General features: G+C 59.0%; 12 protein-coding genes. 10 read left to right on the top strand and 2 right to left on the bottom strand.

Annotated elements, in window-relative coordinates; all coding sequences use genetic code 11:
• Positions 1-477 precede the first annotated feature (477 nt).
• Positions 478-1,362 carry a threonine/homoserine exporter RhtA gene (rhtA, locus tag ACI2KS_RS00005; RefSeq protein WP_404616357.1) on the top strand — a complete coding sequence of 295 codons (885 nt, stop codon included), beginning with the start codon at positions 478-480 and terminating at the stop codon, positions 1,360-1,362.
• A 181-nt stretch (positions 1,363-1,543) separates the two neighbouring features.
• Positions 1,544-1,834, top strand: coding sequence for a hypothetical protein (locus ACI2KS_RS00010; RefSeq protein WP_404616358.1), 291 nt, complete (start codon positions 1,544-1,546; stop codon positions 1,832-1,834).
• Here ACI2KS_RS00010 and ACI2KS_RS00015 read toward each other — a convergent pair.
• The gene (locus tag ACI2KS_RS00015; RefSeq protein ID WP_404616359.1) at positions 1,831-2,403 is read right to left on the bottom strand and encodes a TetR/AcrR family transcriptional regulator; all 573 of its coding nucleotides are present in this window, start codon (positions 2,401-2,403) and stop codon (positions 1,831-1,833) included. The genes ACI2KS_RS00010 and ACI2KS_RS00015 overlap by 4 nt on opposite strands.
• 87 nt (positions 2,404-2,490) lie before the next feature.
• Between ACI2KS_RS00015 and ACI2KS_RS00020 the strand changes: the two genes are divergently transcribed.
• Complete coding sequence (locus ACI2KS_RS00020; protein WP_404616360.1) at positions 2,491-3,231, top strand: SDR family oxidoreductase; 741 nt, start codon at positions 2,491-2,493, stop codon at positions 3,229-3,231.
• Between the two features lie 53 nt (positions 3,232-3,284).
• On the top strand, positions 3,285-3,878 hold the full coding sequence (locus ACI2KS_RS00025) for a 2-hydroxychromene-2-carboxylate isomerase (protein WP_404616361.1): 594 nt from the start codon (positions 3,285-3,287) through the stop codon (positions 3,876-3,878).
• Positions 3,879-3,939: 61 nt separating this feature from the next.
• On the opposite strand, the gene ACI2KS_RS00030 is transcribed toward ACI2KS_RS00025, so the two are convergent.
• Positions 3,940-5,748, bottom strand: a complete 1,809-nt coding sequence (locus ACI2KS_RS00030) for an aminopeptidase P family protein (protein ID WP_404616362.1) — start codon at positions 5,746-5,748, stop codon at positions 3,940-3,942.
• A gap of 915 nt (positions 5,749-6,663) precedes the next feature.
• On the opposite strand from ACI2KS_RS00030, the gene ACI2KS_RS00035 reads away from it, so the two are divergent.
• From ACI2KS_RS00035 to ACI2KS_RS00060, 6 genes are read left to right on the top strand one after another with little or no spacing between them, the layout of a single operon-like run.
• A complete protein-coding gene (locus tag ACI2KS_RS00035) occupies positions 6,664-7,449 on the top strand; it encodes a hypothetical protein (protein WP_404616363.1) in 786 nt (261 codons plus the stop codon).
• Positions 7,450-7,508: 59 nt separating this feature from the next.
• Complete coding sequence (locus ACI2KS_RS00040) at positions 7,509-8,630, top strand: DegT/DnrJ/EryC1/StrS family aminotransferase (RefSeq protein ID WP_404616364.1); 1,122 nt, start codon at positions 7,509-7,511, stop codon at positions 8,628-8,630.
• Positions 8,631-8,678: 48 nt separating this feature from the next.
• Positions 8,679-10,193, top strand: coding sequence for a lipopolysaccharide biosynthesis protein (locus ACI2KS_RS00045; protein ID WP_404616365.1), 1,515 nt, complete (start codon positions 8,679-8,681; stop codon positions 10,191-10,193).
• A 29-nt stretch (positions 10,194-10,222) separates the two neighbouring features.
• On the top strand, positions 10,223-11,152 hold the full coding sequence (locus ACI2KS_RS00050; RefSeq protein ID WP_404616366.1) for a glycosyltransferase family 2 protein: 930 nt from the start codon (positions 10,223-10,225) through the stop codon (positions 11,150-11,152).
• Positions 11,142-11,594 (top strand): low molecular weight protein-tyrosine-phosphatase, encoded by a 453-nt coding sequence (locus tag ACI2KS_RS00055; protein WP_404616367.1) that lies wholly within the window; start codon positions 11,142-11,144, stop codon positions 11,592-11,594. Before ACI2KS_RS00050 ends, ACI2KS_RS00055 begins: the two co-directional genes overlap by 11 nt.
• Positions 11,595-13,811 carry a polysaccharide biosynthesis tyrosine autokinase gene (locus tag ACI2KS_RS00060; protein ID WP_404616368.1) on the top strand — a complete coding sequence of 739 codons (2,217 nt, stop codon included), beginning with the start codon at positions 11,595-11,597 and terminating at the stop codon, positions 13,809-13,811. It begins immediately after the preceding gene.
• Positions 13,812-13,829 lie beyond the last annotated feature (18 nt).

The raw sequence follows: 13,829 nt of genomic DNA on the forward strand, positions 1-13,829 counted from the left end.
AGTTGTTAAAGAGCGGTTGGTTAAGATCTTTCGTCTCAACCGAGGCGCGCATTCTACAGCGTCCTCTGTATCTGTCAAGCGGTTATTTTAAGAAGTTTTCAAAGTTTCCTTTGCAACTTCAACCACTTGCGCTTCGTTCGACTTGGCGTCTCACGTCAGCGGGAGGCGAATTCTACAGCGTTACAACTTGCTGTCAACTCCTTTCTCACCGCTGTCGATTCAAGCATCTGAACCGAAGCGCTTCCTCACTGCTTACTTCGTCCAACTCTTTGATTATCAAGGAGTTTTCCGTTTCGTCTGCGCCGGAAGTGGGGCGAATTATAGACAGATCGAGAGAGGCGTCAACAGTTAATTTCGATTTACCCGCATTCTGCCCGCCCTGACAAAATATGAGCACTATATTGCTCATTTACACGTTCTTCAGCATCATGCGCCTGCACCATTCCTTACGCTTATTCACCGGACCTCTATAAAGCAATGAACGCAAAGCAAAGCAGGCTGACCTCCATCGCGCTTCCAGTTGGCATGTTGCTGATTGCCATGGCATCGGTACAGACCGGCGCATCTCTGGCCAAGTCGCTGTTCCCTGTCGTTGGCGCTCAGGGCACCACAACCTTGCGCCTGATTTTCGCCAGCATTCTCATGCTGCTGATCCTGCGCCCTTGGCGCACCACCTTCACCGCCAGCTCGCTGCGCACCGTGCTTATATATGGCATCGCACTGGGCGGGATGAATTTCCTCTTCTATATGGCAATCCGCACGATTCCCTTGGGGATCGGAGTGGCGTTGGAATTCACCGGCCCCCTGGCCGTAGCGCTTTGGCATTCGCGCAAGTTGACGGACTTTATCTGGATCGTTCTGGCGGTCACCGGCCTGGCACTGCTGATACCGATGGGCCAGGCCGACAGCCTGGACCTGACCGGTGCGCTCTATGCACTGGCAGCGGGCGTCTGCTGGGCGGCATACATCCTGTTTGGCCAGAAGGCCGGTGCCGATCACGGAGTACAGACAGCGGCGCTGGGCGTGGTCATCGCGGCCATCTTCATCGCGCCAATCGGCGTGGCACATGCTGGCAGCGCCCTGCTCAACCCTGGGTTGATCCCGGTCGCGCTAGGTGTTGCCATCCTGTCGACCGCGCTGCCCTATACCCTGGAAATGATCGCCCTGACGCGCATGCCGGTTCGCACGTTCGGCACATTGATGAGCATGGAGCCAGCCGTGGGTGCATTGTCCGGCCTGCTGTTTCTCCATGAAACCCTGTTGCCTAGCCAATGGATGGCGATAGCCGCAATCATCGTGGCTTCCGCGGGCGCCACGCTCAGCACCGGTTCTGAGCCTGCCGCTCTGGTGCCTGCCGACTGAGGGGTTTTTCCACCTGGTTACACGATGTCACTGGCATTTGTAACGCCATTGCGCCATGTTTACATCCAAGCCCTCCTCCACTGCGCGGATTCACCTGGACGGGCAAGGTTGTTGGCTTAAGGCAAGCAAGCGAATTCAAGATAGAGACTGAGCGGATGATCCCGATCAGGTAAGGGAATGAATGAAGTACATTTTAATAGTACTGGCAGTCTTGACCGTCACTGGGTGCGCGGCCACTTCCAAACCAGTCATGAGCAAAAGAGGCCTGCACATCAACTGTTCCGGCCTGTCGTCCTCCTGGGACAAATGCTATGAGATGGCCACCGACTCTTGCGAATCAAAGCAGTATCGGGTCATTGCCAAATCAGGCGACGCCGCCGAAGACCCGGGTGACTTCCCACTGGGCCTTAATCCGGCCGGCTACACCAGTCGCAGCATGATCATCATCTGCAAGAAGCCCACCAAGCCCTAGTCTGATCCGCACGGCCCATCGATCTGCTGACACAGCAGATCATGACTGGCCTGTATCACGCGTGCCTGCACCCCAGGCGTCGAGAGCATCCTGGCCACCACCAATGCGCCAATCGACTGGGAGATTGCCGCCCACGCCAACGTATCACTCTCCAGAATCTGCCCCCAGACCCGATGCAATTCACATAGCCAGTGTTCAGCGCGGGAGCGTACGTGCTCATCCGCTCGGGCAATTTCTGCCCCCAACGCCGGGATCGCGCAGCCATCGGCCGGATTCATCACATGGGCCATGTTCAAGTAGTGCCCCAGGCATTTCTTGAGCTTCTCCTTGCTCGACGTCTCACCACAGCCGAGCAATCTGAGGCTGTTCTCCAGCTCACGCTCGATGATGGCGCAAAACAGATCGTCCTTCGATGGGAAGTGGCTGTAGAACGCCCCGCCGGTGAGGCCAATGGCTTTCATCAAGCCATCGACGCCGACGGTAGAGAAACCATTGTGCTTGGCCAAACTGGCGCTGCTGTCCAGCAAGGCCTGGCGGGTCTGTTGTTTATGCTCGGAAGAATAGCGCACGTTTACCTCATTGCCGGTGGCTTGACGCAGCAGGCAGCGTAGCATAACGTCCGTTTGGTTAACGATCGTTTAACTAAAGGAATGACGATGACTGCTGACTCGAATAATAAGAAAGTGGCTCTGGTGGTGGGAGCAGGAGACGCAACCGGCGGTGCCATCGCCAGACGGTTCGCCCGCGAAGGCTATGTGGCTTGCGTCACCCGGCGCAGTGCCGACAAGCTGCAGCCATTGGTTGACGGCATTCGCCTGGAAGGTGGCCAGGCGCACGGTTTCGCCTGCGATGCGCGCAAGGAAGACGAGGTGGTTGCCTTGATCGAACAGATCGAAAACGACATCGGGCCCATCGAAGCCTTTGTCTTCAACATCGGCGCCAACGTGCCCTGCAGTATCCTTGAAGAAACCGCCCGCAAATATTTCAAGATCTGGGAAATGGCCTGTTTCTCCGGATTTCTCAATGCCCGGGAAGTGGCGATCCGCATGGCCCGACGCAAACGCGGGACCATCCTGTTCACTGGCGCGACTGCGGGCCTTCGCGGGGCCGCGAATTTCGCCGCATTCGCCGGCGCCAAACACGGTATCCGCGCCCTCGCCCAAAGCATGGCCCGCGAGCTGGGCCCAATGAACATCCATGTCGCCCACATTGTGGTGGATGGCGCGATCGACACCGACTTCATCCGTACGCAATTCCCCGAACGTTATGCGCTCAAGTCCGAAGACGGCATCCTTGATCCGGAGCATATCGCCGAGAACTATTGGTACCTGCACAGCCAACCCCGCGATGCCTGGACCTTCGAGCTGGACCTGCGCCCGTGGAACGAGCGCTGGTAGCCGGTCCTGCCCAGATAAACCTCTCCCGAATATAAAGAAGAAGGAAGCTGGTGATGAGCAAAGAAGTGGAGTTTTATTTCGACGTGGGCAGCCCGACCAGTTATCTGGCGTTTACCCAATTGAGAAAGATCTGCGAAGAGACCGGCGCCACGCTGATCTATCGCCCCATGTTGCTGGGCGGTGTGTTCAAAGCCACTGGCAACGCATCGCCCAATGAAGTCCCCGCCAAGGCGCGCTATTCGATTACCGACCTGGCGCGCTTCGCCGAGCGTTACGATGTGCCGCTGGTTTTCAATCCGCACTTCCCGATCAATACCCTGAATCTGATGCGAGCGATCACTGCCGTGCAGTCGATTGAACCGCAGCGGTTCCTGGCGTTTCTCGAGCTGACATTCAAGGCGATGTGGATTGACGCCCTCGATCTAAACGACCCGGCGGTGCTCGCTGCTGCATTGAAAAAAGGCGGTTTCGACCCCGCGCAGGTACTGGGATGGGTTAACGATCCGCAGGTCAAGGATGGTCTGAAGAGCGCCACCGAGGCCGCCGTCGCCCGCGGCATCTTTGGCGCCCCCAGCATGTTCGTGGGGGACCAGCTCTACTTCGGCCAGGACCGCGTCGATTTCGTCAGGGATGCGTTGAACGCCTGACGCTCAAAGCGTAAAGGAAATGCCACCACCGCTGCGGACGCGGTGGCAGCCAAAAGCCAACTCAGACAGCGGCCGTGCGGGTTTCCAGCCAGGCCAGTGCCGCACCTTCAAGCAGTGGGCTCAGGCGCTGTCTGACCTGGGCGTGGTAATCGTTCAACCACTCCCGCTCCTCCTGGGTCAGCAGGCCGGTTTCAAGACAACGGGTGTCGATCGGGCACAGGGTCAGGGTTTCGAATTTCAGGAACTCGCCGAATTCAGTCTTGCCCGCCTGCTGGTTGATGACCAGGTTTTCGATACGCACCCCCCACTGGCCGGGGCGATAGGTGCCAGGCTCGATGGAGGTGATCATCCCCGGCTGCATGGCCGTCTGCGGCGTGGCCGGGGCCTGATAGGCAATGACCTGCGGACCTTCATGCACGTTGAGGAAATACCCCACCCCGTGACCGGTGCCATGACCATAGTTCACACCCTCAGCCCAGATGGGCGCGCGAGCGATGGCGTCGAGCAGCGGCGAAAGAATGCCTTGCGGAAAATGTGCGCGAGACAGCGCGATCACACCCTTGAGTACGCGCGTGCAGTCGCGCTTTTGCTCCAGCGTCGGCGTGCCGATCGGAACCATCCGCGTGATATCCGTGGTCCCCCCCAGGTACTGGCCACCGGAATCGATCAGCAGCAGGCCATCGCCTTCGATCTGCGCATGTTCCTGTTCGGTCGCGCGGTAATGCGGCATCGCTCCATTGCCATTGAAACCTGCAATGGTGGCGAAGCTCTGGGAGATATAACCCGGGCGGCGTGCCCGCGCGGCGCTGAGTTTTTCGTCGATGGTCAACTCACTGACCGGTTCATTTCCCAGGGCCGAGTCCAGCCAGGCGAAGAACTCGCACAGCGCCGCCCCGTCCTGCTCCATCGCCTGGCGAATATGCTGGGCGTCGGCAGCGCTTTTCTGCGACTTGAACAACGTGGTCGGGTTCAGGCCCTCCACCAGCGTCACTTCGCTGTCCAGATAGTCGAGTAATCCGCAGGTGACCCGTGCCGGATCCACCAGCAAACGCGCCTCACGGGGGACCTCACGCAGGGCGGCGCCGATGCCGGTGTACTCACGCAAGGTAATGCCTTCGCTCTCCAGGGTTTTACGCAGCGCAGGGTTAACCTTCTGCGGTGCAACAAACAGACTGACGCTGTCTGGTCCGATCAAGGCAAAGGAAATGAACACCGGGTTGTAGGAAACGTCTTCGCCTCGCAGGTTAAACAGCCAGGCGATGTCGTCCAGCGTGGCGAGGAAATGCCAGTCGGCACCGCGCTCGGCAAGTACCCCGCGCAGGCGCGCGAGTTTTTCGGCTCGCAGTTGGGTCGCCTGTGGCGCCACGTGTTCATAAACAGCCTGCGTCGGCAACGCCGGGCGGTCGCTCCACAGTGTCGTCAAAGGATCGAGATCGGTACGCAGCCTGGCGCCCCGGGCATAAAGACTGCTGGCCAGCGTGCGCGAGGACGCCACCGCCAGTACCGCGCCATCCACTGCAACCACTGAATCTGCCTTCGCTTGCTCGGCCAGCCATTCCAGAGGCCCTGGTTGGCCGGGCTGCAACTTGACCAGCTCGATGCCGCTGCCTGCAAGCTCCTTGCTGGCCTGCTCCCAGTAGCGACTGTCCGCCCACAGACCGGCAAAGTCAGCCGTGACAATCAATGTACCCACCGAGCCATGGAAACCGGACAACCACTGCCGCCCTTGCCAGTAGCCCGGTAGATACTCAGATAGATGAGGATCGGCCGATGGCACCAGCCAGGCATCGATACCTTCCTCGCTCATCAGGGCGCGTGCCTGCGCCAGGCGTTGCCCTACCACTCCAGTGGCTGTCGACTGCGTGTTCATTGATTCTCCTGCTGACCCGAAAGATTTGCCCGCACCCGCCAGATAATGGAGGACACGCCGACGGTGAGCAACCACGTGGCGCAATCTCGGTGCCCGGCCCGCATGGCGCAAAGCCGTTGCCGATCAGGTAATGGCGGCCAGCGGACACCGGCCAGTTATGAAAGTTATAGAGCAGCAGATTATTTTATAAAGCGGTTTTCACTCATACTTTGATATCGCAGGCACCGCCGACTAATAGCCCATCTTTATTACACTATGTAGATAGTTTCCGACGACTAACTACACGCTGTTTCCAAGTTCAATTAATGAGCGCCATAAAACCACCTCACCCTCCGAGCGCCCAAGTTCTGGCGTTGGAAAACTGTCTTTTGATGGCTTGCGCCATACCCGCCCCGTTCGTGCATCCCTGTGGAGAAAGCGTCAGCGCACCGTGGCAGCGCATTGATGGTTTTTTGACTGTCTTATAAATCAATAGGTTAGGTCGCTTAAGACTGCTCTTATCAAAAATTTTACAGAATGTTGGCGAAATAATTTGACAGGAACTGCGCCGCCGTCGATATATAGGCATGTCCAATGTTTATCTGTTTTAGCAGCGTAGCCGCAGAGCTGCGCCTAGAAAACATTCGAGCTTTATCACGCTGTACCTGCCAACGAAGTTAATGATCAAAACGGTGTGTTGCTTACGCCGGTGGGCATTTGTTGGCCGTCAGAAAATTTTCAAAATTACTGAAAGTGCTCGGTAGGGCGGTAGCTTTGCCCAACGACTTGAACAAGCGGTTCTGATTCAAGCCGGCAACCGCTCCATCCTCCACTGCGAAAAGAACGGCAGGATCTGCAGATTCGGGCGGTAGCGTGCCTGACCTGCCAATAGCTGACTGCCGAGTCTCTCTCCACTTATTCCGAGGGCGCGATGCAATGCCTTTATCTTTCGACATGGATGAGCAGCTGGTCCAACGCCTGGCTGACGAAATCGATACCAACGGCTTTGCAAGACTCAGCGCTGCGGTGCCTGAAGCGGATCTTCAGCAGCTACGCGCATGGACTGACGAGCAGGCACTCAAGCATCAGGGCGAATACTTCGCCTACCACGGGGAAGCGATGCTGGGCGACAGCCTGTTGGCCAGTTACTGGTCCGACCCGCGATTCAGATCCTTGTTGGCACGCCTTTATAAGCACGCCGCTCACCAGGAAGCGGCCAGCGAGCGAATCTTCCCGGTGCTGCGCTGCGTACAGGGCAATCAGGGCCAACGCGAATCCAACAGTTTTCACTACGACGCGAGCCTGGTGACCGCACTTATCCCCGTGTTCATCCCCACCGAAGGTGAAGAACGCGGCGATTTGATGCTGTTCCCCAACCTTCGTCGCGTGCGCGGCTGGGTGCTGTTCAACGTGATCGAAAAGGCGTTGCTGCAGAACAAGTTCACCCGCAACTGGATCATCAAAGGCATGCAGCGCCAATGGCTCAAGCCTTACATCCTGCGCCTGGAGCCGGGCAACGTTTACTTCTTCTGGGGCTATCGCACGCTGCACGCCAACAAGGCCTGTAGCGCCGACGTCAAACGCGCCACCGCACTGTTTCACTTCGGTGACCCGCATACCGGAAGTCTGGCGACACGCCTGATCCTGAGGATTAACCAGGGCCGGGCACGACGGATGAGTAATAAAGCCGGCAACCAGCCACCCGCTTCAACCCAAGGCTAGTCCGGACCGGATGTTGCGCCCCACTGCCCTAAAGCATTGCGTCAGAAATGGAGACTTCGATGATCAACGTAACCAAGACTTACCTGGGCGATATCGACAAGTTCAAGAATTACGTCGAAGGCATCTATTCGCGCGGCTGGCTGACCAACCATGGTCCGCTGGTGTGTGAACTGGAGCAGCGCCTGAAGGACTACCTGGGCGTCAAACACGTGATTCTTACCAACAACGGCACGCTTGCCCTGCAGGTGGCTTATCGCGCACTGGGCCTGAGCGGCAGCGCGGTCACCACGCCCTTCAGCTTCGTGGCCACCAGCAGCTCGCTGCAATGGGAAGGCATTCGGCCGATCTTCGCCGATATCGACGCCCAGACCTGGAACATCTCGCCCGAGCACATCGAGAGCCGGATCGTCTCGGACACCACTGCCATCGTCGGCACCCATGTCTTCGGCAACCCTTGCGCGGTCGAACGCATCGAAGAAATCGCCCGTCGGCGCAATCTGAAAGTGGTGTACGACGGCGCGCATGCCTTCGCCGTGCGCCACGCCGGGCAGTCGGTGCTCAACTGGGGCGACATCAGCACCTTGAGCTTCCATGCCACCAAGCTGTTTCACACCATTGAAGGCGGCGCCATCATCACCAACGATGACGAACTGGCGCGCCGTGTTCACCTGTTGTGCAACTTCGGCATCGTCGATGTCGACAAGATCGACGGCATCGGTATCAACGCCAAGCTCAACGAGTTTTCCGCTGCGATGGGCCTGTGCATTCTCGACGACATCGAGAACATTCTTCAGGAGCGCGCTGAAATTGCCCACCGCTACACCACGCGCCTGGGCGATTACGTCGACCTGCAGCGCGCCGAGGCCGACAGCCAGCTCAACCACAGCTATTACCCGATTGCCGTCAACGACGAGCAGCAGCTGTTGCGTTTGCGCAGCGCACTGAACACCAATGGCATCAACCCGCGTCGGTACTTCTACCCCTCGCTGGACACCCTGGAATATCTGCAACCCCAGGCGGCGCAAACCGCGTCGCGCTCGCTGAGCGAACGCGTGCTGTGCCTGCCGATCTATCCCGGCCTGCTCAAGGACGATCAGGAGCGGGTCATCAACACCGTGATCGCCGAATGCAGCCTGGGCCGGGCGGTCTATCAGAGCCCCAACCTTGCGCAGGTCATGTAGCGCCGCCACCCGGGAAACACGCTCACGTTTTGGCGAGAAGGACATCTCATGCAGACCAAGCGCTCAGTCATACGCAACACTGCGTTGAGCTATGCAGGACAGGCCTACACCCTGCTGGTGGGCATCCTGATCATGCCGTTCTACCTTGGCCATATGGGCGCCGAGGCCTACGGGCTGATCGGTTTCTTCTCGGTGTTGCAGGCCTGGTTGCAGCTGCTGGACGCCGGCCTGTCGCCCAGTCTGGTACGGGCCGTGGCGCATCAGCAGGGTGCCGACGTCGCGCAGCGTTACACCGGACGCCTGCTGCGATCGTTCGAAATCATCTTCCTGCCGCTGGCCGGGCTATGTTGCGTGGCGATGTATGCCGGCAGTGAATGGATTGCGGTGCGCTGGCTCAACGCCAAAGAGTTGTCGACACAAACCTTGATCGAGTGCATCAGCCTGATGGGCATCGTCATCGCCCTGCGGCTGTATGCGACGCTTTATAAAAGCGGGATTCAGGGCCTGGAGCAACATGCCTGGCTGAACATCGCCAATGTGGTGATTGCAACCGTGCGCTACTTCGGCGGCTTGCTGCTGGTGAGCACGATTTCCAGTGATCCGGTGCTGTTCTTCGAGTTCCAGGTGCTGGTCGGGGTGATCGAGACCCTGATCTTCGCTGCCCGCGCCTACCAGCAGATGCCGACGCCCTCCTGGTGGACGGGCTTTGACTGGCAGCTGGTCAAGCCGATTATCCCGTTCGCGGCGAGCATGTCCGGCACTGCGGTGTTGTGGATCGTACTGACGCAGATCGACAAGGTATTGCTTTCAGAGCTGCTGCCACTCAACGAATACGGCTATTTCTCGCTGGTGGCGTTGATCACCACCGGCATCATGATGTTGAGCAACCCCCTGGCTCAGACGCTGCTGCCGCGCCTGACGGTGCTGATGGCCGAGGGCCGGCGCGACGACATGCACCGGCTGTATCTGGCGGCCAACCGGTTTGTCTGCACGTTTCTGTTTCCGCTGGCGGCGCTGATCGCCCTGCATGCCGACGCGATGGTGTATGCCTGGTCGGGCGACCGGACCGCCGCTGACTGGAGCCGCGCGATTCTGCCGTGGTACGCACTGGGCAGCGCGATCATGGCGGTCAGTGCCTTTCAGTTCTATCTGCAATACGCCTATGGGCAGATGCGCCTGCATGTCTGGTACAGCGTCGTTTCAGCGCTGGTCACGGTGCCGGTGATGTTTCTGGCGATTCATTACGACGGCGCATTCGGTGCCGCCATCGCCTGGCTGGTTCTGCGCGTGGTGTCGTTGGCCATCTGGCCGATGATCGTGCATCAGCGGCTGGCACCGGGGATTCACAGCTTATGGCTGCGCGACATCATCCGCATCAGCGTGATGACCGCCGTGGGCCTGGCGATCAGCGAGCCGCTATTGCGCATGATCGTCAACGAGAGCCGCTTCAACACGTTTCTGGGTCTGGCCGTCAGCGGCCTGATCACGCTGATGGTGGTCGCAGCGAGTTACAAGCCACTGGTGACGAAGATTTCCGTCCTGTTCAGCAAACCGAGTGTTTAACACCCAGTTTCAAAACCGAGAGCCCAGCCATGGATGCTACTAGCAAAAAGACGAGCACCTCGCCGTCCGCCGCACCCCTGGTCAGCATCGTCTGTCCAGCCTACAACCAGGAAGCCTACATCGTTCAGACGCTGGAGGGTTTCCTGATGCAGGAAACGACCTTCGACTTCGAAATCCTGGTCAACGACGACGCTTCCACGGATGGCACAGCCCGCATCATTGCCGATTACGTCGAGCGTTACCCGACCCTGATCCGCGCCTTCTATCACCAGACCAATCAGTATTCGCAAGGCAACCCCTCGGTACCGCGCCTGTTCGGCCAGGCCCGGGGCCGGTATATCGCCTACTGCGAAGCCGACGATTACTGGACCGATCCGCACAAGCTGCAGATCCAGGTGGACTTTCTCGAGGGCCACCCCGATTACGTACTGACCTACCACGACGCCATCCCCTTCGACGTCAACGGCCAGTACCCGATTCAGCTGCAAGGCACGCTACGCGCCGACGCCACCGCGCTGGAGCTGCAGAAAGCGCGGCCGGTCTCGACCCTGACCACGGTGTTTCGCAACGTCTTCGACAGCCTGCCCCAGGAGCTACAGGGCGCGCCGCTCAACGACCTGGTCTGGTGGTCGCTGCTGGGCGCCTACGGCAAGGGCAAGTTCATGGAGCAGATCAAGCCGGCTGCCTATCGACTGCACCCGGGCGGTGTGTTCTCCATGCGCTCGAACAAACGCAAGCTGCACATGGCCCTGCAAACCACCGGCGCGCTGGCCAACTATTACAACCGCCTTGGCAACGAGGCGCTGTATGAGCACTTTCTGATGGAGCTGGTGGGTTACTCACTGTCAGCGATCACTCCCCAGCGCAAGGTGCAGACACTGCTGCAAGTGGCGCGCAACTTCAGCCTGAACATCAGCAAAAGACTGATGACGCCGTTGCGCAAAGGTCATGTTCAGTAACGTTCTGGTGGTCTGCGTCGGCAATATCTGTCGCAGCCCCATGGCCGAAGCCATGTTCCGACAACGGGTACACAACCCTGGCATCACCGTTTCGTCGGCAGGCACTCACGCCATGCTCAGTTCGACCATGGACCCGCTGGCCAGGGCCGTGTTGCACCTCAACGGCGTCGAAGCACAAAAGCATCGAAGTCGGCAGATCGACAGGCAGCTGCTGCATGACGCGGATCTGATCCTGCTCATGGAGCACCGTCAGACGCAAAGCGTACTCAATCTGGCCCCCGAGGTACGCGGCAAGACGTTTCTGATTGGCAAATGGCAACAGGAACTGGAAATAGCCGATCCCTACCGGCGCCCGAAACTAGCCTTTGAACAGACCTACGAGCAGCTTTCGCGTTGCGTCGACGACTGGCTTCCTTATCTTCAGTCAGGAGATCCAAGATAAATGACCGCTATGAACCGTACTTCCCTGGACGAGGTCCAGGACTCCCGGATCGATTTGGCGACTATCTTGCGCACACTTTTCGATCACAAGGGAATGATGGCATCGATTATCGGTGTCTGCGTCCTGATCGGGGTGACCTACGCCGTACTCGCAACGCCGATCTTCCAGGCCAACGCGATGATCCAGATCGAGCCGAAGAAAATCGGCATCGAAGGTCGCACGGAGATCAGCTCCAAGCCACTGTCGGTTTCCCAGGCCACCACCGAGATCGAACTGATCAAATCCCGGGCGGTATTGGGCAAGGTGGTCGAGGACCTCAAGCTCAACATCCTTCAACGGCCCAAGTACGTACCGGGCATCGGCAGCTACATGGCCCGTCGCTTCAAGCCTGGACACGAAGGCGAGATGGCCGCGCCAATGTTCGGCCTGGACAGCTTCGCCTGGGGCGGCGAGAAGATCGACATCTTCCAGCTCGAAGTGCCCGACGCGCTGCTGGGCGAGAGGCTGACCATGGTCATCGACAAGCCCGAGAGCTTCAGCCTGTATGACGACGATCACAACAAGCTGCTCAGCGGCCCGGTCGGTCAGACGGTGGAAGGCAGCGGCGTGAAGATTCAGGTGGCTGCGCTCAATGGCCGTCCTGGCACCGAGTTCATCGTCGTCCGTCAACGCACCCTGACCTCTGCACTGGATTATCAGGATCGCCTGAAAATCCTCGAGGCCGGCAAGGATTCCGGGATCGTCTACCTGTCGATTCAGGACCCGGACCCGGTCTTGGCAAAACGCATCCTCAACGAGGTCAGCCGTCTGTATGTGCGTCAGAACGTCGAACGCAGTTCGGCCGAAGCCGCTCAGCGCCTGGAGTTCCTGCGTTCGCAATTGCCAGCGGTGCGCAAGCAACTGGAGCAATCGGAAATTGCCTTGAACAATTTCCAGATGGGCGCCAAGTCGGTTGACCTGAGTGTCGAGACCAAATCGATCCTCGATCAGGTGGTCAAGCTTGAAGGCACGCTGTCGGATCTGAAGATGAAACGGGTCGACGTCGAACGTCTGTACACCCCGGAGCACCCGACCTATCGCGGTCTGATGACCCAGATCAGCCAGGTTGAAGCGCAGAAAGCGGCGCTGCTGAAGAAAATCGAAACCCTGCCTGCCACGCAACAGGAATTGCTGCGCCTGACCCGTGATATGCAGGTCACTTCGCAGACCTACACCCTGTTGCTGGACAAGAGTCAGGAGCAGGACATTCTTCGGGCGGGCAGCATCGGCAACGTGCGGGTGATCGACAACGCCGACGCCAACGTCGAAGAGCCGGTCAAGCCGATGAAGAAAATCATCGTGCTGGTTGCAGCGCTCGTCGGTCTGCTGCTGGCGGTGGGCACCGTGTTCGTACGCCAGGCGTTCTACCGCGGTGTGGATAACCCGGAAGTGATCGAGAACCTGGGCATGCCGGTTTATGCCTCGCTGCCGTATTCGCGTCAGCAGGAGCGCATGGAAAAGGCCAGCCAAGGCCGCGCCAGCAACAAGGAACCGCGCCTGCTCAGCGTCAGCGCACCGACGGAACTGGCGATCGAGTCGTTGCGCAGCCTGCGCACCAGCCTGCATTTCGCCATGCTCGAAGCACGCAACAACGTGCTGATGATCTCGAGCCCGACGCCGGGTGTGGGCAAGTCGTTCGTTTCCAGCAACCTGGCGGTGATCATTGCCCAGACCGGCAAGCGCGTGCTGTTGATCGACGCCGACATGCGCAAGGGTTACCTGCACAAGGTGTTTAACCTGACGCCCAAGCATGGTCTGTCCGACACCTTGGCCGCGCGGCTCAAGAGCAAGGAAGTGATCAACCACACCGAGGTGCGCAACCTGGACTTCATATCCTGTGGTTTCGCGGCGCCCAACCCCTCGGAGCTGTTGATGCATGACAACTTCAACAAGCTGATCACCGACCTGTCGCCGCTGTATGACCTGGTGATCGTCGACACCCCGCCGATCCTGGCCGTCACCGACGCCACCCTGGTGGGGCGTCAATCGGGCACCTGCCTGCTGGTCACCCGCTTCGGCCTGAGCACGGTCAAGGAAATCGAGGCATGCAAACGCCGGCTGGCGCACAACGGCATCCTCATCAAGGGGGCGATTTTCAACGGCGTACTGCGCAAGGCCTCGACCGCCGACTACGACTGCGCCGCCTACGGGTACGACTACACCACCGTTCGCAAATGAACGGTTCCTGAAGTTCTG

This window comes from Pseudomonas sp. NPDC087358 (genome assembly GCF_044900785.1).
In the GTDB taxonomy this organism is placed as follows: domain Bacteria; phylum Pseudomonadota; class Gammaproteobacteria; order Pseudomonadales; family Pseudomonadaceae; genus Aquipseudomonas.

What these genes read in the sequence shown, in the direction of transcription:
- ACI2KS_RS00035 (WP_404616363.1), top strand. Translation starts at nt 6,664, where the DNA reads ATGCCTTTATCTTTCGACATGGATGAGCAGCTGGTCCAACGCCTGGCT.
- ACI2KS_RS00050 (WP_404616366.1), top strand. Translation starts at nt 10,223, where the DNA reads ATGGATGCTACTAGCAAAAAGACGAGCACCTCGCCGTCCGCCGCACCC.
- ACI2KS_RS00030 (WP_404616362.1), bottom strand. Translation starts at nt 5,748, where the DNA reads ATGAACACGCAGTCGACAGCCACTGGAGTGGTAGGGCAACGCCTGGCG.
- ACI2KS_RS00040 (WP_404616364.1), top strand. Translation starts at nt 7,509, where the DNA reads ATGATCAACGTAACCAAGACTTACCTGGGCGATATCGACAAGTTCAAG.
- ACI2KS_RS00010 (WP_404616358.1), top strand. Translation starts at nt 1,544, where the DNA reads ATGAAGTACATTTTAATAGTACTGGCAGTCTTGACCGTCACTGGGTGC.
- ACI2KS_RS00020 (WP_404616360.1), top strand. Translation starts at nt 2,491, where the DNA reads ATGACTGCTGACTCGAATAATAAGAAAGTGGCTCTGGTGGTGGGAGCA.
- ACI2KS_RS00025 (WP_404616361.1), top strand. Translation starts at nt 3,285, where the DNA reads ATGAGCAAAGAAGTGGAGTTTTATTTCGACGTGGGCAGCCCGACCAGT.
- ACI2KS_RS00045 (WP_404616365.1), top strand. Translation starts at nt 8,679, where the DNA reads ATGCAGACCAAGCGCTCAGTCATACGCAACACTGCGTTGAGCTATGCA.
- rhtA (WP_404616357.1), top strand. Translation starts at nt 478, where the DNA reads ATGAACGCAAAGCAAAGCAGGCTGACCTCCATCGCGCTTCCAGTTGGC.
- ACI2KS_RS00055 (WP_404616367.1), top strand. Translation starts at nt 11,142, where the DNA reads ATGTTCAGTAACGTTCTGGTGGTCTGCGTCGGCAATATCTGTCGCAGC.
- ACI2KS_RS00060 (WP_404616368.1), top strand. Translation starts at nt 11,595, where the DNA reads ATGACCGCTATGAACCGTACTTCCCTGGACGAGGTCCAGGACTCCCGG.